This window comes from Paenibacillus cucumis (ex Kampfer et al. 2016) (assembly GCF_019748695.1).
In the GTDB taxonomy this organism is placed as follows: domain Bacteria; phylum Bacillota; class Bacilli; order Paenibacillales; family Paenibacillaceae; genus Paenibacillus; species Paenibacillus polysaccharolyticus.
Map to the genome: position 1 here is coordinate 259816 of NZ_JACLIC010000025.1, position 21843 is coordinate 281658.

The following is a 21843-nucleotide window of genomic DNA, read 5'->3' on the forward strand; positions in this document are numbered from 1 at the left end:
GATATCGTGTGAAAAACTCAAAAAATCCGTTTGCCTTCAAGGTAAACGGATTTTTTGAGTTTTCTCCAGATGCTAACGCAGATTGTGCTTATATACTTGTAGTGACATATGCTTTTGATTCTTTTTTCAAAATATTGGGGTATAAGAATAGGTATATTCAAGGGATGGAAACCTAATCAAGATAACGTTATAAAGGAGTGACTACGCATTATGAAAAAAACGATAGCAGACGTCCTTGTCGAAGCCTTATTAAATGCGGGAATTCACCGGATATACGGCATTGTTGGAGACTCGTTGAATGCGGTCCTCGACTCCATCCGCAAGTCGGGCAAAATTGAATGGATTCATGTAAGACATGAAGAAGTAGCGGCTTTTGCAGCGGGTGCAGATGCCCAAGTAAGTGGGAGCATTGCCGTATGTGCAGGTAGTAGCGGGCCTGGGAATATGCATCTTATTAACGGACTCTATGATTGCCATCGAAACCGTGTGCCGGTTCTGGCCATTGCTGCTCACATTCCAAGTGACGAGATTGGCAGTGAATATTTTCAGGCGACTCATCCAGAGTATTTGTTCCAGGAATGCAGCCATTATTGTGAAGTGATCACGACAGCCAAGCAGATGCCTCGTTCGCTCACAATGGCGATGCAGACAGCAGTAGCTCGTTCCGGTGTGTCTGTCATTGTGCTTCCGGGCGATGTTGCTGGACTTGAAGCGGCTGATCTGCCTGTTCCTGAGCATGTATACCATGCACCCCATCCGGTTGTACATCCTTCTGAACCCGAACTCGCCAAACTGGCGGGGTACCTGAATCAGGACAAAAAAATTACGCTTCTATGCGGGGCAGGATGTGCGGGGGCTCGTGAACTACTGCTGGAGCTCTGTGATCGATTGAAATCCCCTATGGTTATTGCGCTTCGAGGGAAAGAGTACTTAGAATACGACAATCCTTATTCAGTAGGGCTGACAGGCTTAATCGGATATTCTTCGGGATACCATGCCATGATGGACTGTGACGTGCTCCTTATGCTCGGAACGGATTTCCCGTACCGTCAGTTTTTCCCGGAAGATGCGACGGTGTTACAGGTGGATATTCAAACCTCGCATTTGGGGCGGCGAACCAAGCTGGATTACGGAGTGTGCGGTGATATCAAGGCGACGATTGAAGCGTTGCTTCCATACCTCACGGCTGAACATAGTGACAAACATCTGCGCAAAAGCGTGAAGCATTATACGAAAGTAAGGGAGGATTTGGACGAGCTTGCGGTGGGAAAACCAGGCAAAAAGCCTATTCATCCGCAATACTTGACCAAAGTGATCAGTGATGCCGCCGCGGAAAATGCAATCTTCACTTGTGATGTGGGGACACCAACGGTATGGGCTGCACGTTATATTCAGATGAGCCGTAACCGCAGATTGCTGGGTTCATTCAATCACGGAACGATGGCTAATGCACTGCCTCAGGCCATTGGGGCTCAGGTTGCTGATCCTGGAAGGCAGGTCATCTCGTTGTCCGGAGATGGGGGATTAGCGATGCTTATGGGGGATCTGCTCACGCTGAAGCAGCATAACCTCCCAGTCAAAGTGGTTGTGTTTAACAATGGCGCACTCAGCTTTGTAGAGTTGGAGATGAAAGCTGCCGGTTTCCTCGAATCGGGGACAGAGCTTGTGAATCCAAACTTCGCGATGGTGGCACAAGCAATGGGCATTGAAGGCATACGCGTAGAAGATCCTGCCGAGCTTGAGGGAGCCATAGAGCGCGCGTTGCAACACAATGGCCCGGTATTGATCGACGCTGTTGTGAATCGCCAGGAGCTGTCCCTGCCACCGAAAATTAATATAAAACAAGCGGAAGGATTCACGTTATGGATGATGAAAGCCGTTCTGAATGGCCGTGGCGATGAATTAATTGAGCTGGCGAAAACGAACTTGCTTCGGTAAGCAAAATCATATGGGTTGATATAATTTAGTTTGTTTTTAAATCAATTGTTTATTAAAATAGGTAAAGTCAGGAAGGAGTAATTTCCTTGCTGACCTACATAGCTCATCCATATCGAGGCGAGGAATGAATAGGTACAATCACAAATGACACATAATCGGAGGAGATCATCATGAGTCACGCAGGAAAAGTAGCCATTATTACGGGAGCAGGAAGTGGATTAGGTCAAGCCGCAGCACTGAAACTAGCGGAGCAAGGAGCTTCCATCGTTGTCGTAGATTTGGTGGAAAAGACAGGTCTTGAAACGGTGAAGCAGATTGAACAGCTGGGGAGCAAGGCAATTTTTGTTCAGGCTGATGTAAGTAAAGCTGTTGAGGTAGAGAATTATGTGAAAAAGACGATCGAAGAGTTCGGCCGAATTGATATGTTTTTCAACAATGCGGGAATTGCCGGCCCAGGGATCAAATTAATCGAACATACCATTGAGCAATTTGACCAGATTATTGATATTAATTTGAGAAGCGTATTTTACGGATTAAAATATGTTATTACCGAAATGCTCAAAACGGGTGGAGGTTCCATAGTGAATACAGCTTCTACCGCTGGAATTGTGGGTGTTCCGGCAGTTGCTCCGTATGCGGCGACCAAACATGGTGTTGTTGGTTTGACGCGCACAGCAGCGATTGAATATGGCAAGGAGAACATTCGCGTGAATGCGATTGCTCCAGGGACGATTGAAACACCGATGGTTGTTCAATTCGGTAAAGATAATCCGGAGGTTTTCCAAGCTACAGTAGATAGCATTCCATCCGGACGTCTCGGTAAGCCGGAAGAAATCGCTAATCTGGTTTCTTTCCTGCTTGGAAACGATGCACCGTACATCAACGGAGCTGTATATCCGATCGATGGTGCGGTAACTGCTCAGTAAGAAGTCAGGGCGCCATGAAAAAGAGTACTCAAAAGAGGAACTGTATGCGTTAATCCGCTCAGTTCCTCTTTCATTTTGAGGGCGATACAATTCAGTGCTTTTAGTTCACGATGTTTAGTATAATCATACCCTCATATAATAGATCGCTTTGGTCAATTCTGCCCCTATTGATCTAATGCTTCAACATAATCTTTAGCTTCTTTTAAAGAAAGGCTGCGGGCTTCACGAAGTTTTTTAATAGCTTGAATTTTGTTTCCGCCCCGTACCATTGCAAGCAATTCCTGATCCAACTCCGTATTCATGTCGAATCCGCTCTGAGGAAAAGAATCTGTGCTTGTAGATGGAGAAAAGGATGAAGCATTTTGGACAGAAGAAGCGTTCATGGCAAAACGATTTGCATCGAGAGACGAACCGTTTTGAAGTAGCTCTACCTCTGATTTCAGCTCATCTACCTGACGTTGCAGATTGCCGAGTTTGGACCAGAGAATTGGAATAATCAACAGGAATACCACGAATAAGAAACTGCTCATTTCAGTAGAACCGGAATTTCCTTGACGCCGCGAACGACCATGCCCGGTCTCCATTCCAGTGTATCCACATCTTTTTGTAACTTCATGTTAGGAAAGCGATTGATCAGCGTACTCACGGCAATTTCACCTTCAAGTCGGGCCAGCGGTGCACCGAGACAGAGATGAATACCTTTGCCAAAAGCGAGATGCGCACTTTTCTCACGTGTGATATCGAATACATCCGGATCTTTGAATTGCTCTTCATCACGATTCGCTGAATCCAGCGCCACAACCACAAGTTCACCTTTGGTAATCTGCTGCCCACGAAACTCCATATCCTCTGAAGCCCAGCGTGAGGTGCTGAACTCAACTGGTCCGTTATATCTCAGCATCTCTTCAATGGCTTGATGGATCAGTTCAGGCTCCCGAATTAACAAATCTCGTTGTTCCGGATGCTCAAGCAGGGCCAGAATACCGTTTCCAATAAGATTTACAGTGGTTTCATGTCCAGCAATAATAAGTAGTGAGACCACACCAAGCAATTCTTTTTCGGTCAATTGCTCCCCGGATTCTTCGGCAATGACTAGCTGGCTGATCAGATCCTGACCGGGGTCTTTACGTACTTTGGCGAACCAATCGGTCAAATATTCGATGAACTCCCGTTCATGTTGTTGGAATAGTTCTTCATTCTTGCCGGTGGAAGCCTCAATAACGGTGTTGGACCACATGCGGAATTGATCACGATCCTCAAGCGGCACGCCGAGAATTTCACTAATCACAATAATAGGCAGCGGAAAAGCAAAGTCATCGATGAGATTCATCGTTGCTTGCGAAGGCAACTTGTCAAGCAGATCATCGGCAATGCTCTGGATATGACTTCTCATATCTGCGACAAGTTTGGGAGTGAAAGCTTTTTGTACCAACCCCCGCAAACGACGGTGATCAGGTGGATCGGAGAACAGCATATTTTTTGAAAAAATACTCTTGCCCTCTGTCCCGTATCGTTTGACTATGTCTTTGCTGAAGCGGGAATCTTTTAAAATCTGAACAGCGTCTTCATATCGAGAAATGATCCAGCCAAACTCTCCACTCGGAAACATAACTTTGAAGACGGGGTCATCTTTTCTTAATTTTTCATATACCGGATAAGGATTTTGAGTAAATGATGCTGTGAAAAAATCTGGGCTAGAGGTCTCGTTGCTCTCATTCGTCTCATTAGATTCATTTGGATTCAAATGTGTAATCTCCTCTCCTTAGCAATAAGATATGTCACTTTGTAATTATTCCATATGTAAAGGTTCGAAACCTTGTTTTGCCATGATAAAAATGCGAGCGATGCAGGAATATCGTGTTGGACTCAAGAAGACAAGATTAGGAAGTCAATAATACGTTTTCAAAAATAAAAAAATGAGAGGGAGTACGGAAATGTCATATAGACAGTTGCCTTTACATGATCATCAGATTCCCGCGAGTCCTATCGTTCTGGGGTGTATGCGCTTTGGAGGAGATTGGGATGGAGCCCCCATTACTGAGGATTTGGTGGTCGAAGGCCGTCAAGCGGTAGAAGTCGCACTGGAGATTGGCATTAATCATTTTGACCTGGCGGACATCTATACACGCGGGAAAGCGGAGCATGTATTTGGGCGGATCTTATCTGAAAGGAACGGACTTCGGGAACAGATCATTATTCAATCTAAATGCGGAATTCGGCTGGTAGGGGATGATGAGGGACCACAGCGTTATGACACATCAGGGGCACATATTATAAAGAGTGTTGACGGGATTTTATCCCGGCTCGGCACGGAGTATCTGGATATTTTGCTGCTGCATCGTCCCGACCCACTTGCCCATCCGCAGGAGATCGGAGAAGCGCTGGCTAAACTTCATCAGGCTGGAAAAGTAAGAAACTTTGGCGTGTCTAATATGGGCTCTGAACAGATCCGTTTGCTTCAGATGCACAGTCGTATGCCATTCATCGTGAATCAACTGGAGATGAGCCTTGATAAAATCGGTTTTGTAGAGGCTGGCGTAACCGTGAACCGTGCGCAGGCGAAAGAAAATGTTTTCCCATACGGTACGATGGAGTACTGCCAGGCAGAGCGCATTCAGTTACAAGCTTGGGGTCCTCTCGCACAGGGAAGATTTACAGGCAGAGCGTTTGAAGGACAACGACCCGAGATTGAAGCAACGGCAGAACTGGTGGCTCGTATTGCTAAAGAGCGTGGTGTCACGAGTGAAGCCATTGTACTAGCTTGGTTAATGAAACATCCAGCCGGAATTCAGCCGGTGATTGGTTCGATTCGTCCAGAGCGGATTCTCGCTTGTCGTGATGCGGCTCAGGTTGAACTCACACGGTATGAATGGTACGAGCTGTACTCGTCTTCGTGCGGACGGAGAATGTAGTGTCTACAGAACAGGATATATGTTTTCATATAGTCGCTAATCTAGCGGCTTTTTGTTTATGGCTGTAGCCAGTTGAGTGCGTGAAGTGAGCGACAATATGCCGCCAATTATGCGGGTGGATGAAACACAGGAAGCACAGTTCTGTGTTTTGCATTCTTTTCTTTTTATGCAGTGATTAGAAGAGATGTTAGATTGTTTATAAGATTGTAGTGCCCTATCTCTGAAGTCCGGTCGTTAGTGTTGATAGGTAGAACTATATGCCTAAGCGATATTCCAAAGGATAGAATGAGAAATTGCTCTATTCTAGAGATAGACCGGGAGAGAGGATTCACATTTGTGCGGTGATGTAAGTCCTTGGACTTAGTCAAAAGTGCAGGTAAGAAGGACGTTTCAACCATTTTTGCCCGTTTTCAGACTTAATAACTTACGGCTGTGATAAAATGATGTGAATAGGAACATACGATCTGTTTATTTGAGAGGAGACATCTTGATGATAGAGATGCTTAAACCGCCTGCGGAGACATTATACGAGGCTGAGTTAAGGGCGTTACAACAGGAGGATCAGGGTCATCGTCCGCCCAACTGGTTATTATCTCCAGCTAATGTGCGGGATTTTATTATTGGTCGAGATAAGCCAGCGATGCTGGATGGAGAGAAGATCACCATTACACGTAAATTTTACGGGAATGATGTGTTGATTGAACGTGCAGTTGTTACCCTTGCAGGAAATCGCGGGTTGATGCTTGTCGGTGAGCCCGGTACAGCAAAAACAATGCTCAGTGAGTTGCTTACGGCAGCGATCTCGGGGACCAGTCTGAATACCATACAAGGTACAGCTGGAACAACGGAGGATATGATCAAGTATTCCTGGAATTATGCGATGCTTTTGGACAAAGGGCCTTCTGAAGCAGCTCTCGTGCCTTCCCCGTTATATAACGGCATGAAAAAAGGAATTTTAACGCGCTTTGAGGAAATTACACGTTGTCCGGCTGAAGCACAGGACAGCTTAATTAGTATTTTGAGCGATAAAGTCATGAGCATTCCAGAACTTGACGGGGGTGTGCTTTTTGCCAAACCGGGATTCAACGTCATTGCTACGGCGAACATTCGGGATAAAGGTGTAAATGAGATGAGCGGCGCACTCAAGCGACGTTTTAATTTTGAAACGATCAGACCGATCCAGAATGTGAAGATGGAAGCCAAAATCATTGAATCTCAGGCGAGAAACCTGTTATTACATAGTGGAATTGATACCGAAATTCAAACCGACGTGGTGGAGTTGCTGGCAACTACATTTATGGAGCTGCGAACAGGCATGTCACGTGAAGGGTACAAGCTCGATACACCTCAAGCGTCCATGAGTACTGCAGAAGCCGTGTCGGTATATGTGCAGAGCGCAATGACATCGTACTATTATGAGGGGAAATCTATTGCGCTGGATCGGTTGGTACAAAACATGCTGGGAACCATTGCAAAGGAAAGCGACAAGGACCTAGGCATTCTCAAAAACTATTTTTCCAAAATTGTCAAAGCTCGCTCTGCCGAAGAGGAGATTTGGAAAAATTATTATGAGGAAAGAAAATGGATCGGTTAGACCAAGTAGAGCCCGCCGACGTTGTTGGTTTATCGGATGTTACGGATTTCAATCAGCTTCAATCCTTATTCAATACGAGTGTATATAACTTAAATAATCGAACGGTTTATTTTCCAATACGGCATCATAGTCCATCTTGTTCCCATCATCTGTTGCATGTCATCGGAGATTACAAACCCGATATCATTTTGATTGAAGGGCCAGAAAGCGGTAATCCCCTGATACCTGTACTAACGGATGAAGCGACCTTGCCTCCGGTCAGTCTCTATTATACCTATGAAGATGAATATGGAAGAGAAGCCTGTTATTATCCGATGCTCCGGTATTCACCCGAATATGTTGCGTTGAAGCAAGCCCACCGGCTTGGCATTCCGGCACAATTTATAGATTTGGATTATCGGCATGTATCCAGAAACACGGAGAGTCCTTCGCAAATAAAACAGAAAGAAATCTCCGTTCAGGACGAAACACTGCTAGCCAGTTCAGAATTTATTAACCGTTTATGTGAGAAAACAAACTGCCGCAGTTTTGATGAACTATGGGAAAAGGTGTTTGAGATCGGTGGGCTACAGAAACCCACCTCTGCCTTTGTGCAGGATGTTTTCACGTATTGTACATTATCCCGAATGTGCTACACCCCGGAGCGGCTGATGACGAGTGGTGACCTGGTGAGAGAAGCCCATATGGCAAAACGAATCAAGGAAGCTGAAGAGCAGTATCAGCGTGTGCTTGTAATTACGGGAGGTTTTCATACTTTTGGGTTAGTGAATTCTACTGTTGAGGAAAAGGAAACCAAGGGCAATTCGACTCGGCACGATACATCTGATTCAGGAAATGTTCAAGAACAGGTGTATCCGATGGTGTATACATTTGCCGAAGCTGATCGATTGAATGGCTATGCCAGCGGTATGCCTTATGTGTATTTTTACGATCAAATCTGGGATCAACTGCTCCATACTTCACGTTCTCCTTACCGTGTAGCTACACTGAACGTGTTATCCAGATTGATGCGCAAGCTGCGAGAACGGGAAGAACATGTTTCCACGAGTGATGCCATTGAGGCATATAGTATGATTCAAGGTCTGGCGGAGCTTCGAGGCAAGCAGGAAGGCGGAGTGTACGAGCTGATGGACGCGGCCCTCTCTTCATTTGTCAAAGGAGAGCTTACACTTGCCACCGACAAGCCGCTTCAGGAACTACAACTTCTGTTGACCGGAGACGCCATAGGGAGCGTTGCACCTAATGCTTTTCATATTCCTATCGTTGAGGATTTTAAAGCGCGATGCACAGAATTCAAACTTCAGATTCGAACAACGGGTCAGCATAAAAAGGTACTTGATCTGTATGCCAAGCCGGAACATCGTTTGATTAGCCAGTTGTTTCAATGCATCTCTTATCTTGTTCCCGAGTTCGCGAAGCGACAGGCGGGACCGGATTGGATCGCGCAACGTGATATGAATCTGGTTCGTGAAACGTGGGAATACATGTATTCCTCACGAATTGAAGCCAGGCTTATTGAAAATTCTTTATATGGCGGAACACTTGCCACAGCAGCTACTCGAAAGATGGAAGAGCAGATGCGAGATATTCCTGATCATCACAGCGGTGAACTTGCTCAAAAAATGCTTCAGGCACTATTAATGGGACTTCAGGAGACAGCAATGCAGCTGTACACCAAGGTTCGTGATGCTCTGCGGAGAGATGGACATTTTCTGTCACTATGTAACAGCTTAACGATTCTGAATCGGATTCATCAGCATCGCCGGCTGTTAGGACTATCGGATGACCCTCATCTTCCTGAGTTAGTATCTGAAGCTTACCGTAACGCGGTGGACAAGCTGCAACAACTTTCGCGAACGAATGCGGACGAGCATGAGGGTATTATTCAGGGAATAAAGCTACTTGCAATGCTGGCCGAGTCTGCCGAAGAGCAATTCCAGGATACGGCATTTCGAAACCATTTGCACGAGCTCTTGTCGGATTCGAAGCTTCCAGCTCAGCTCGAAGGGGTCTGTATCGCTATTGCTTCGGGACTTGGTGATCGATCTAGAGAAGAGATCGTGGAGCGTGCCCGCGGGTATATCCGGGGAACGCCGGAACAGACGCGTCAAACGGCTTTATTTTTACAAGGTGTGTTTACCGTGGCTCGAGATGCATTTCTATATGAGGACCAGCTGTTACAAGAGCTAAACGGGTTAATTGAGCAGTTATCCTATGATGAATTTATTGCTATGATTCCAGAACTACGTCTGGCTTTCACTTATTTTACGCCAATGGAAACAAATCTGATTGCCGAGCGTGTGGCCAATCTGCATCAAGTGAGGTCGGATGAAATGTTGATGCCTGTGCTGGACGAGCAACTGCTTATTCGTTACAGAACGCAGGACGAGGCGCTTCGAAAGGAGTTTGCTGCATGGAAGTTAATATGAATGATGCCCGTCGCGGCCAGGACGAAATGTTGCCAGAGTTGTCTTCCTCGGAAGAACGAAGTGCTGTTGAAACGTTGAACCGTTGGCGCCTGATTTTGGGGGAATCTGCAGAGGAAGGTCTTTGTGAATCGGATCAATATAAAACGGGTGAATTTCAGTATGTTGAATTGGACGAGATTCTGGGGTACCTCTATAACCGTGAATACGGTGAAGAACAAGGTTACCGAAAAGAGGGTGGACGTGGTTCATCCGAGCTTACCGTACCCAATTGGTTACACAAGGTCAGAGATCTTTTTCCCAAATCAACGGTTGAAATTTTGGAGAAGCAGGCACTTGATCGTTATGGACTGACGGAGCTCTTAACCGATAAAAAACTGCTGGAGTCCCTTGAGCCTAATATGAACTTGCTCAAAAACATCATGCAGTTCAAAGGGCGAATGAAAGGTGATGTACTGCGGAGTGCAAAAGATATTGTACGCACAGTGGTTGAGGAACTGCGCAGGAAACTGGAGTCTCATACCCGGGCCAGTATTATGGGGAAACGCAGTCGGTACGCATCAAGTTCGGTGCGATCCCTGCGCAACCTGAACTTTAAACGAACGATTACTCGTAATCTTAAAAATTATGATAAACACAAACGAAGGTTTGTGATCGATCGACTTTATTTTGACGGAAATTTAGAGCAACACAATAAGTGGAACATCATTATCGGTGTAGATGAAAGCGGTAGTATGATGGATTCGGTGATTTACAGTTCGGTCATGGCGAGTATTTTCTATCGATTGAATGCGCTACGCACAAAGCTGTTCATCTTTGATACCAAAGTTGTGGACCTGAGCGACCGACTTGAGGACCCCGTAGATGTATTGATGAATGTGCAACTCGGTGGAGGAACCCATATCGCCAAAGCGCTACGTTATGGGGAGACGCTGATTGATAATCCTGGAAAAACGATCTACATTTTGGTAAGTGATCTGGAGGAAGGTTACCCGATTAATCAAATGTATCAAGCCTGTAAGGATATTATTGATGCGGGATGCAAGTTGCTTGTGCTTACCGCTCTCGATTTCAACGGAGATTCGGTGTACAACAAACATGCTGCACAGACTTTAGCCAATATGGGGGCACATGTAGCAGCGATTACACCTAACGAACTTGCCGAATGGATCGGCGAAATTATCACTTAAACATACTTTATAGGAGGAATAAAATCATGCTGACCGCAGACCGTGGAGTAGAGAGTTTGGTTGAAAAGTTCGCTTCCATTTGTTCAGATGACTACTCGCTCAAAACAGATCGTAGCTCAGATATTATCGATTACGTCATGGGTGCAACCGAAAAGTTCCCGGAGATGATGGGTAAAACGAGTCATTATGTCTATCGAACGGTAGAAGCTCTGTCCAAGCTTGGCAAAAAAGATGATGGAGATATCTTTTTTCGTGCCGGAGCTATTGCCATGCATTTGGAATCGAATTATTTCCGTAGAAGTCCTTGGGGGGTTAACGCATTCACAGCTTGTCTGGGTGATGATTCGGAGGCTTACGGATTAAATGGGAAAAGCAAGAGTTCGGATCGGATGGGGACCTTGTTATCTCGTTTGAAGAAAATGAAGCAATATGCGGGTGAAGAAGAAATTCTCTCTGAGCTTAAGAGGCGCGTGAAGCGAGCACAATGGCTATTCGATTCCAAAAAAGCAGATAGTCAGGGTAATTTCAGAGATGTGATTGATGCCATGATGCTTGTTCATTTGTGTGTGCAACCGGATGTGGAATTTGCGAATAAGCAAGAGATCGAGGATATGAGTTCCGTCCTGCCCGAGTTGTTTCAGCATGTTATGGCGAACGATGCGGCAAATCTTCATAAAGAGCTGTACCGCTTGATTGAACCTTTGGTTGCAGGCAACGTTCAAGGCAAACAAAACGGTTCGTCACAGTTGCTGGAAGAGGAATTCCTGAAACAGAAACGTAGCGAATTGATTGCCAAGCATTATCCTGAAATCACTTACTCCGCGAAACATCATGTTTCACATGCGGAATTCCATCAGACGATGGTTTTATTGAGCAGTGCAGTCTTGTATCTGACGAATATCAATGGAGGAAAGCAACGCTTTCTGGATAACGTTAGTGACGTTGGAAAGGTACTACTCGAAGTCATTCATCACCTGCATGAACTGTATCCGATGGAGGTTCGTAAGTATTTACTTAGCATGAACCCTCGTTCAAGAAGTGAAGATGATCTGCTGTCCGGGCTAATCCCTCTGAACGAGCCCTATCAATTGATTGAAATGATGCAACTCGAATTGAATTCGTACCGCGTGTCTTGGATTATAATCAAAGCGGCAATTGCTAATCAACCTGAGCAAGCCAAACGAGCATATGAGATTGTCAGAGCACCATTCCTGAAGTTGTGTCTTCATAAAATGATGTTGGATCAAGCTATCAATGGAATTCAACCGGAAAGCACAATTGAAGATGCTGTATTCCAAGTGTTGCGTCAACCGCTCGAAGGTGGGAGACAAGGTCTTGCCATTGCGAGATATTTAAGTGGCGAGTACACGCTTGAAGAGTATTGGGAAGACAAGGACAGCCGTGGATTGTTTAATCATGTCAACCGGGATCGGAAGCGGATTAACAATCTCATTAGTATCAGCTTCCTGCCAATTGATTCGGAGCCAATGCACCGCTTTGCGATTTTGCTAACTCATCCGGAATGGACGCTGGACATTGTCTCGGACATGTATCATTCTTATGCTTTTAGTGGTGAGCAGATTTTAAATACGTATGGTGACGACCCTCAGGTGAAACGAGAACAACTGCTGACTAGTCTGATCTCGCTGAATGGTATGACAGATTATACGTATCAATCGATGCCGCAGGATGAGTATCGCCGTATTTTACAGCAAAACCTGGAGTATGCATTGAAACAGTATAAAAAACTGCCAACGGATACACGTCTTTTAACGCTTGAGGTTGCATTTGAGCAGCGAGATACCCTGCCTAAGCAACAATTGGTAGCAGCTATTCAGGTAGGTTTACAGGATGCTTCTAAACGGGCGAGCAGTATTGCTTTGGCTGAGTTCAACCGGGTTCCGGATCAAGAACTGTATATGATGATTTACCGTGCGGAGAAAAAGGCTTCGATTAAAGAAATGGCGCTAACAGCGATCCGTAGTCTGGATAATAGTAAGGAATTATACACTGAACTCTTGCAAAATGAGAAAGCCACCGAATGGAAAAACCTGATTCAAATTCTGCTTGATACGGCTGACCTAAGCCCTGAATATTCACATGCAGCGTTAGCTGACCTGGCCGATGCGAAAAAGATGTCTCGGATCAGCTGGTTACCTCTAAAGGAACTGCCTGCCTTGATTCGATCCACAGATGGTTTGCCATTAGATGATCGGATCAAACAGTATGTATTACTGCAATCGATTGATCATGGGTCTGGCCCGAATGAGCGGTTAAATGAATTGCGAGAATATGTAAGCGAAGCTTCACTTATTCGTTTTTCAAAGGAATTGTTACAGCTATGGATTCAGGATGGTGCACCTGCGAAAGAAAAGTGGATCATGTATGTTTCCGCACTGTTCGGTGATCTTCAGATTGTTCATATATTGACCCCACAGATTAAGGAATGGACAGAGAATAGCCGCGGGGCTATAGCAGCCGAGGCAGTGAAAGTACTCGCATTTCTAAAAGAACCTGCCGCACTGATGGCAATTGACAAGGTTAAACGCAGTGTCAAGAACCGTCAGGTAAAAGGCGCAGCCGAAGAAGCATTGCAGCTTGCAGCAGAGAATATGGGATTGACTGCAGAACAGCTTGAAGACCGTCTAGTCACTTCCCTTGGTTTTGATGAAAAAGGCACGTTACAACTTAGTTACGGTGAACGGTCCTTCCAGGTCAAAGTTAATGCCGATCTACAGGTTGTGGTCGTAAACGAAGAAACAGGTAAAGCCGTTAAAAGTTTGCCTGCTCCGGCACAAAAGGATGATCCTGAGCTCGCGGCAGAATCCAAGGCACGTTTTACCCAGTTGAAGAAGGATCTGAAAACGATGGTTACAATCCAGACTGCACGCTTGGAAGAGTCTTTATCCAAACAGCGTTTATGGACAGCTGAGGAATGGACTTCCCTATTTGTAGACAATGTCATCATGCAGAAATTTGCCGTTGGATTAATCTGGGGCATTTATGAGCAGGGTGAGTTAATCCGTACATTCCGTTATATGGAGGACGGTACATTTAATACGGTGGACGAGGATGAAACGGATCTGCCATCAGGAGCTCAGGTGGGTCTTGTACATCCGCTTGAACTGGACCAGGATACACTTGAAGGCTGGACTACTCAGCTTGAGGATTATGAGGTCAAGCAGCCGTTCGAACAATTGAAACGTCAAATCCATTTAATTGAGGATGAAGATCGGACCAAGACTGAATATGATGGTCTTCCAGAAGAGGAATTTTCACCAACAGCTCTCCCGAAAGCATTGGAGAAATACGGATGGATTAAAGGTCCTGCGCAAGATGGCGGCTGGTTCAACGAGTTTTACAAAGAGTACGGAGAGATTGTTGCTGAACTTCGGTTCAGCGGTACAAGTATCACGTATTATGAAGGGATGGACGACGTGACGCTGGAATCGTTACATTTCTTCAAACCAAATGGCAAGAGACAGCACTATTATTATGCAGATAACAAATCCATTCCTTTGGGCCAAATTTCAGGCCGAGTATTCAGTGAGACTCTCTATGATATTTTGAGAGCAACGGGGCGTTGATTTGGTGGTTATGAACGATTTCAGTGAATTCAAGCAGAAATTCAGACACTTTACAAAATTGTGCACAGAGGATTATCTCATTCGTTATGCGAACAAGGGGCTATATAAAAGGGCGCTTAAAGAGCTAGATCAAGGTGTACAAGTACAGTACACCTGGAATACAGCTTCAGTGAGCTGTCAGTTAAGTGAGGGTATCGAGTGTACCCTCTATGCTACGCTGGATGAATGGCAGTGCTCCTGTCCCTCGGAGAATATCTGCAAGCATGTATTGATTGGGATTCTATATGATCAGCGACAGCAGATAACTGAAAACAGTGCTATGGGCGAGGATATTGTGGAAGTTGCGCAAGTTGCCAAGCCTTCAGCAGACATTCCTACATCTTCTCCGTCAGCCTTGGATCTAAAACCATCTTCTGCTGATTTTGCAGATCCTGACACTATTAAAGAATACGAGCTTCAGACGCAGGATAAGTTTCATCAGATTAACGAGTCAGAAAGGCTGGATTACGGTTTGCAGTCTCATGCGCCGGAGGGACATGTCCGTTTTCGCTGGATGCTCGAAGCCGATCTTACTCCCATCCTGAAATCATATACTTCGACGATGGTTGAAGAGGTCGTTTTTCGTTTACGTTATCCCGAAGACATTCAAATTATGGAAGACACACTGCTCACTGTACTTTTAAAAATTCAGAATATAGAGGTTTCCTTCACAGAAGAACCTCAGCTGACCAAAGCTTTATGCAAGTTAAAGCAGACCGCGGGAAAAATGGCCAAGCTTGAAGCTTTGCTGAGATATCGTATGTATCATGGGGTGGATGACACGGACGCTTTGAGTGTCCGCGCATATGAGCCCAAGTTCTCGCTTCAAACGATTCAGGAATGCCGCGACATGTTGGGAGGCATGCTTAAGACAGGGCTCGCCAGACTGCCTCAGTCATATAATGCGCAGCTGGAGACGCTGGCCATTGCTGCACATAGTGGTAACCTTCCAGAGATTGAACGTAGTTTACGCGGCATTCAGGGAGAACTCCAGCTTTTTTTCAAGCGTCATGTACGTTTCTCCATGCAGACGATGCTGGATCGTATAAGTAAGCTATATCTCGCGCTAGAAGTGCTTGAACAAGGCGAAATCCCTGTTAGGCAACAAAGTCAGCTGGTTGGCAGTTTCCGAAGTAAGTACTTTACCGTACCTTCACTGCATCTCTATGGGCTAGGAGCAGACTCTTGGGAGACACGGTCAGGATTTCGCGGCATTACGTATTATTTCTATTGCTTTGATGATGGGCAGATCTATACGTACAGTGATGTACGTGCGGTGTACTATGAGGATCAACAATTCTCGTTTGCCGAGCATTATGCAGCGTTTACCCCCTGGTTGCCAAGTTTGACATTTAGTCAATTTACGGGAGAAGAAGTTCAGTTTCAGTCGGTTAAAGTGAATGAAGAACGACGAATTTCTTCAGGTGATGGAGCGAAACTCACTATTTTACCACGAACCGGAGTGACTGAGGTTCATTTTGGAGAGTACCTGCTAGACATACCTGCAGCACTTGAACGGGAGCCCGATTCTATTGATCTATTCGCTGAACCAAAAGAACGGTTGGCACTAATTGAGGTTGCCCGTATTACAGAGCATAGCTTTAACAAACAAACGCAGGATCTGATCCTTATGGTCGAGAATACTGAGGGGGCGCGCTTGCCTCTCACACTTCCATACTCATCGGATTGGCAATCTATGATTAACAGACTCGAATCAGGATTTGGTTCTCAAAAACTTGAACATTTTTATGCATTTGTTCGAATAGAAACGAAACGTATTAGTCCAATCAGTTTTCTAAAGGGCCAGACGTTGCTAAGCTTGAAGCTGGATTCCAGTAGTGGAAGGATGGGACGTTTTGGAAGAAGATAGTGGATTGATACAGCAGTTATCCGATTGGTCTGAAGAACTACTTCTTCGGGGGTTATCTCAATTTTCGATTCGAGATACGCAACTGCTTGAGCAACTGGATGCCAACGCGCAGCGATTGCAGATGCACTTCCTGCATGAATTGATCAGTGGTGTTCTAGAGGCAGGGCGCAAAGTGGCACTAGGCGAAGCACAAGATGAACGGCTCTTGGATCAATATTGTCGTCTGAGTCAATATGTTCAGCTTAGTGTACAATCACAAACTTGATCTCTCTAGTTAACTTGTTTAACGTTATGGCTGATTTAGAGAGCGATGAACAGTGTTAAGTCTGTACTAAGGTATGGTATGAAGTAATTCTTGGGCTGGTTGTAGTCCTAATTCGATAGAAATAATCTAAAAAAATTGCAGGTGGCTGAGCCCCTGCGATTTTTTTGTTGTTGAATGTGAGTAAAAGTGATTTGATCAACGAATATATGTAGGAAGCTCATGTTTACAAAATAACGTTGCAGTCACAGGGGATGAACATGGAAAGGAGGCAGATGTAATTGTGAAGGAAGAACAGATCAGGAAGGCCATAGTGAATCGCAATCCTGAGGCTATGGAATGGGTGATGAATCAATACGCAGGATTGTTGTGGACGATTGCACATTCTATTCTCCAACATGTTTCCAATGAAGAGATCGAAGAATGTGTAGCAGATACTTTCTTCACATTCTGGCAGCATCCAGAGGCGTTCCAAACAGAGCGAAGCAGCCTAAAAAATTATCTTGCGACAATTGTAAAACACAAAGCGATTGATCGTTACCGGAAAATAAATCGAAGATCCGAGATTACATATGAAGAGCACATTCATTCAATAGAAACGGAAGATGTTTTACTACAGCTTATTCGCAAAGAGAATGATATAGAGCTTGATCAAATGATTCATTCTTTCCCGGAACCTGAACGCGAGATCATGAAACGTCGTTTTTATAATGGTCAAAAGCCACATGAAATTTCAGAAGATCTGTCGTTGCATGTCAGACAAGTCCATAACAAACTGTATCGTTCCAGACAACGTTTGAAAACATGGTGGAACAATAGGAAGTAAAAAAGGAGGTGATCCTATGGGGAAATCCAAAAATCAATTCAACGAGCAACACCTATCCAATATTAAGAGACGGTTTTATGACAAAATAACGAAGGCTGAATTAGAGCCGAATGTTCTATCTGAATCATCGTTTAGCAGACTTAAACAAACACAAAGAAGTATAAGCAATCGGAGAAGATATCGTAAATTCATTTATATTCCTGTGACCGTAGCGTTATCTCTATGTATATTTACTGGTGCAGCTGCCGCGATCGGGATTCTTGACCTGACTTCAGTTCTTCATTTTTTGGGAGTAGATCGAATTGCTATTCTCCAGCCAGTTCATCAGGAGAGTGAAGATCAAGGAATACATGTGGAGGTTATCGGGGCAGTTAGAGATGGGGATACAACCGAAGTTTATGTTTCTGTATCCGATCTGATAAGTAACCGTATTGACGAGAATCTCGATGTGTATGATTACAGATTAACTGGAGGAAAAGCAAGTAATGCTCAAATTATTTATTATGATAGAGCCGCCAAAACAGCAATTGTTCGATTTGTAACCCAGGGTAAAGTTAGTACCAATCGGATGACTGTCCGCATAAATACTTTGATGTCGGGAGCGGCTAGGAAGGATGGCTATTCCGTCCCTGTGGACTGGAAATCATTGTTACAACAAAAAGAGAAAAACAGTTACGAAATGTTGAATTCAGATCAAATCAGCGGACTTGGTGGTGAAATTGCAAATGAAATGGATAAAGATTCGTTCCAAGTACTGCGAAAGGATCAAACGAACATTGCCATTCAGGGTGTGAACTGGATGTATATATCTAATATCGGCTTCGTTAATGGAAAGCTGCATGTGCAGATTAATCCGGATAATGAGGTGGGTGGATATAATCATGGATTTTTCTATTTCATAGATGAACAAGGTCATAGGCTCGATATTCCTGAAAACTCCATCAGCTACGGTTATTATATGAAAGATGGCGTAGGTTATGGTGGAGATTATATCGAGTATATATATGATATTTCATCAGTTAAAGCACTAAATAAGCTTAAGCTACGAGGCAGTTTTACAAATATCGGTGAAGTTATTCAAGGTAAGTGGGAAACGAGCTTTAACCTGAACCAGCTTAACAAAAGTAAACGTGGACATGTAAACCTGGGTAAGAATTCAGGCACACAAGTGGAAGCAACTCTTTCACCAATCGGTATTACGTTAACAGGCGAGGCCTTAGGCATGATTCGTATGGAGGACTTGAAAATCGAATTGCAGCTGAAGGACGGCACAAAAATGTCTGCTTTAACCGGTTTTATTCAATTGCACAATGATCTGGTCAAATGGATATCTTCTAAAACCATTCGCGTAGAAGATGTAAGCAATCTTGTAATCAATGGACAGAAGGTGAATTTAGAAGAGTAATAGGATGAAGTAGAGGTGTCACAATACATTTTCATGTCATATCCCGAGTTATGTTGCATACCATTAGGCGAATGCGGTCATAAGGGAGGAAGCGGAGATGTCGATGAGTGAACCGCTATTACTGCAAATTGTAAATCAACATATTCCGGCGGGGGCAACGGTCATTACGATAGATAAGCCAATTCAACATCCGGCAGTGTATGCGGCTGATCTTACAGGTGATGGAATGCCTGAGATTTCTACAGTGTATCAGTTGAATAGTGAATTGTATCTGCTTATATTAAAATTCGTTCAAGGGCATTGGATTAAAATGGCTTTGACAAAAGGATTAGGTTATGGCGTTACGTTACTGACAGCAGCGCCTGTAACTTCAACGGCAAGAAATAATCTAATCGTAGGCTGGCAGATTGGAGCCATTTGGTCAAAACTCGCTGTATATGAGTGGACCGAATCCGGTCTTACGGACATTGCCCCAGACGATTTGTATTACAGCTACGCTGAGATTGTGGATATACCTGGCGTTCACGGGCGAGATGGAAAGGTAGAAATAGCGCTCTGGATTCATGACACTGGTGAAGCTTATCGAGTGGAGATTATTCGGTGGCAGCAGAATCAGTGGGTTCCAGCAACAGATGTATACCGAGCCTATTTTCCTAAAGTCGTGAAATATTATGAGCAGTTAACGAAGCAGTATCCCGATTATGTATTCTATTGGTATTATCTTGCGGATGCCCAGTTTTATGCCGGCTCCTATCCCGTGGCACTCATTTCGGTTCAGGAAGCGCTGCGTTTTCCGGAAGCGTATCCTTCAAGAGAGAACTTGCTTGAACTAGAGAATAAAATAAAGCAGGCGATGACTGCAACGGCAGGCACACATGCCAGAGTGACAACGTGGTTATATCCCGTCTCTGTTCGAACAACAAGCGGGACGCGCTGGGGTTATATGGATGCACAGGGACATATCCGTCTAGAGCCGGTGCTAGAAGACGCTCAGGCGTTTCAGCCTAACGGATTGGCAGTCGTCGTTAAGAACGGTCGTGCCGGTGTCATCAATCTTCAAGGGCAGTATGTGGTTCAGCCTGTGTATGATTCCATTAATTCTTTTTCCGAAGAGCGGGCCATGGCCATTGATTCTCAAGGGTTTAAAATGATCAATGAGCAAGGTACCGTGCTCACCAAACGAACTTATCCGTTTATCGCAGATATGCATGAAGGCAGAGCGATGTTTTATAATGAAAATCCGAATCAGACGAATGGATCATCTAGCTTGTATGGATACCTGGATGCTTCAGGAAATGAAGTGATCCAAGCGCAATTTGCTTCAGCAAATGATTTTCAGCAGGGTAAAGCCGTTGTACAGATTAAGGATCAGGAATACGCCCTTATTGATCGGAACGGAAATCGATTAGCGACTTACCCATATGCCTATGTAGGGCCGCTAGGGGATGGTTTGCTTGCTTTTCAAAAAGAATCCTCTGGAAAATATGGGTACATCGATGAACGGGGTAACATTCGTATTCAGCCTAAGTTTACTTCTGCATTTGCTTTTAACGATGGGCAGGCTATTGTTAATACTGCAGAGGATTACAAATCGAACTATGGTGTCATTAATATGCAGGGATCATTTGTGATTCAACCGGCTTATAACGATATTCGGGAGCTTGGGGAGAACAGGTACGCACTCGGGAAAGCCATTGATGCAGAACAACCTTACATCGGCTCGTTGTATGCAATCGCTGAATTGAATGGAAGAATACTAACGGAGTTTTTCTATCGTAATGTGGAAAATTACAAACATGGTCTTGCATCTGCATCAGACGGAAATCAGACGTATCTTCTGGATTTGAGCGGTAGACCGGCTCCAGGATATCCTCGTGTAACAGGGGCAGGATCGATGGAAGTGGTGGCGCCGGATCTGATTAAAGTGTTTGTGGATCAACGTTTATCCTATGTGGACCGGGCTGGACGTATGATTTGGCAACAGAATACGATCGTACCGCTACATCCGCCTTATCAGGTGCGTGAAGAGAAGTATAAACCCAACCGGGATTATCTCGTTTATTATCCGCAGGTTGACGGATTAGCCAATCAGATAGAGCAGGGTAAGCTTAATGCTAAGCTGAAAGAACTTTCCCAAGTAAAACCGATTCCTGCAGATCAACAACTGGACTATACTTATACCGGTGATTTTGATATAACTTTCTATCAGAAGCAATTGCTCCAACTCCAGTTGACGGGTTATAACTATCCAGCAGGAGCTGCACATGGGATGCCAACGATGGTGTATGCCATTATTAATCTAACCGACGGTCAGCTCTATGAATTGAAGGATCTGTTTAAGCAGGACAGTGATTATGTGAAGGTATTAAGCCAAATTGTAGGGGACCAGATCAAAAATGATCCGCAGTATTCGTATGTTTTTCCAGATACGTACACTGGAATAAGTGCGGACCAGCCTTTTTTTGTGACGGCAGATGCACTACATCTGTATTTCAACCCTTATGATATCGCGCCATATGCTGCGGGATTCCCGACCTTTACGATTCCGTTTAGTCAGATCATGAGCATTATTAATACAGAAGGATCATTCTGGAGAGCATTTCATTGATGATTATAAGAGCAGGGTAAATATACTTCCAGGCCATATGTGTAATATGGCTTTTTCTTTATTTTGGAAGTAATAGAAGAGAGGGATTACGCGAAAAGGTGAAGTCTAAACATATTAAATGCATCTATATAATAGTTAATAATTTCACAAAGTGGGAAGAAAGATATTTGGGAGATAAAAATGAATAATATGAACCAAATGGTATATATTTCTTGTATAATATAAATAACCATGCATCAAGGTATGACAAAATAGTTTGG

At 44.5% G+C, this 21843-nt stretch carries 14 protein-coding genes; 12 read left to right on the plus strand and 2 right to left on the minus strand.

The window, feature by feature from the left end:
* Positions 1-210 precede the first annotated feature (210 nt).
* Positions 211-1938: a ubiquinone-dependent pyruvate dehydrogenase gene (poxB, locus tag H7T88_RS17450; RefSeq protein ID WP_221789529.1), complete on the plus strand. Its 1728-nt coding sequence runs from the start codon at positions 211-213 to the stop codon at positions 1936-1938.
* Between the two features lie 170 nt (positions 1939-2108).
* Positions 2109-2864 carry an SDR family NAD(P)-dependent oxidoreductase gene (locus tag H7T88_RS17455; RefSeq protein WP_221789531.1) on the plus strand — a complete coding sequence of 252 codons (756 nt, stop codon included), beginning with the start codon at positions 2109-2111 and terminating at the stop codon, positions 2862-2864.
* Positions 2865-3028: 164 nt separating this feature from the next.
* Here the strand turns inward: H7T88_RS17455 and H7T88_RS17460 are convergent, their stop codons facing one another.
* The gene (locus H7T88_RS17460; RefSeq protein ID WP_221789533.1) at positions 3029-3364 is read right to left on the minus strand and encodes a ribosomal protein L7/L12; all 336 of its coding nucleotides are present in this window, start codon (positions 3362-3364) and stop codon (positions 3029-3031) included.
* A gap of 26 nt (positions 3365-3390) precedes the next feature.
* Positions 3391-4608 carry a cytochrome P450 family protein gene (locus tag H7T88_RS17465; RefSeq protein ID WP_221789535.1) on the minus strand — a complete coding sequence of 406 codons (1218 nt, stop codon included), beginning with the start codon at positions 4606-4608 and terminating at the stop codon, positions 3391-3393.
* Between the two features lie 190 nt (positions 4609-4798).
* On the opposite strand from H7T88_RS17465, the gene H7T88_RS17470 reads away from it, so the two are divergent.
* From H7T88_RS17470 to H7T88_RS17515, 10 genes are all read left to right on the plus strand, one after another.
* Entirely contained in the window at positions 4799-5776 is a 978-nt protein-coding gene (locus tag H7T88_RS17470; protein WP_221789538.1) for an aldo/keto reductase, read from the plus strand.
* 493 nt (positions 5777-6269) lie between these two features.
* Positions 6270-7370 carry an ATP-binding protein gene (locus H7T88_RS17475; protein WP_208606751.1) on the plus strand — a complete coding sequence of 367 codons (1101 nt, stop codon included), beginning with the start codon at positions 6270-6272 and terminating at the stop codon, positions 7368-7370.
* Positions 7358-9799, plus strand: coding sequence for a DUF5682 family protein (locus tag H7T88_RS17480; protein WP_221789540.1), 2442 nt, complete (start codon positions 7358-7360; stop codon positions 9797-9799). The genes H7T88_RS17475 and H7T88_RS17480 overlap by 13 nt, the downstream gene beginning before the upstream one ends.
* Positions 9800-9825: 26 nt before the next feature.
* The gene (locus H7T88_RS17485) at positions 9826-10986 is read left to right on the plus strand and encodes a VWA domain-containing protein (RefSeq protein WP_260510985.1); all 1161 of its coding nucleotides are present in this window, start codon (positions 9826-9828) and stop codon (positions 10984-10986) included.
* A 26-nt stretch (positions 10987-11012) separates the two neighbouring features.
* Positions 11013-14573 (plus strand): DUF4132 domain-containing protein, encoded by a 3561-nt coding sequence (locus H7T88_RS17490; RefSeq protein WP_221789545.1) that lies wholly within the window; start codon positions 11013-11015, stop codon positions 14571-14573.
* Between the two features lie 10 nt (positions 14574-14583).
* Positions 14584-16482: a hypothetical protein gene (locus tag H7T88_RS17495; protein ID WP_221789547.1), complete on the plus strand. Its 1899-nt coding sequence runs from the start codon at positions 14584-14586 to the stop codon at positions 16480-16482.
* Entirely contained in the window at positions 16469-16747 is a 279-nt protein-coding gene (locus H7T88_RS17500) for a hypothetical protein (protein WP_154959260.1), read from the plus strand. The genes H7T88_RS17495 and H7T88_RS17500 overlap by 14 nt, the downstream gene beginning before the upstream one ends.
* A gap of 280 nt (positions 16748-17027) precedes the next feature.
* A complete protein-coding gene (locus H7T88_RS17505) occupies positions 17028-17570 on the plus strand; it encodes a sigma-70 family RNA polymerase sigma factor (RefSeq protein WP_154891848.1) in 543 nt (180 codons plus the stop codon).
* Between the two features lie 16 nt (positions 17571-17586).
* Entirely contained in the window at positions 17587-18975 is a 1389-nt protein-coding gene (locus H7T88_RS17510; RefSeq protein WP_221789549.1) for a hypothetical protein, read from the plus strand.
* Positions 18976-19072: 97 nt separating this feature from the next.
* Positions 19073-21583 carry a WG repeat-containing protein gene (locus H7T88_RS17515; RefSeq protein ID WP_221789551.1) on the plus strand — a complete coding sequence of 837 codons (2511 nt, stop codon included), beginning with the start codon at positions 19073-19075 and terminating at the stop codon, positions 21581-21583.
* Positions 21584-21843 lie beyond the last annotated feature (260 nt).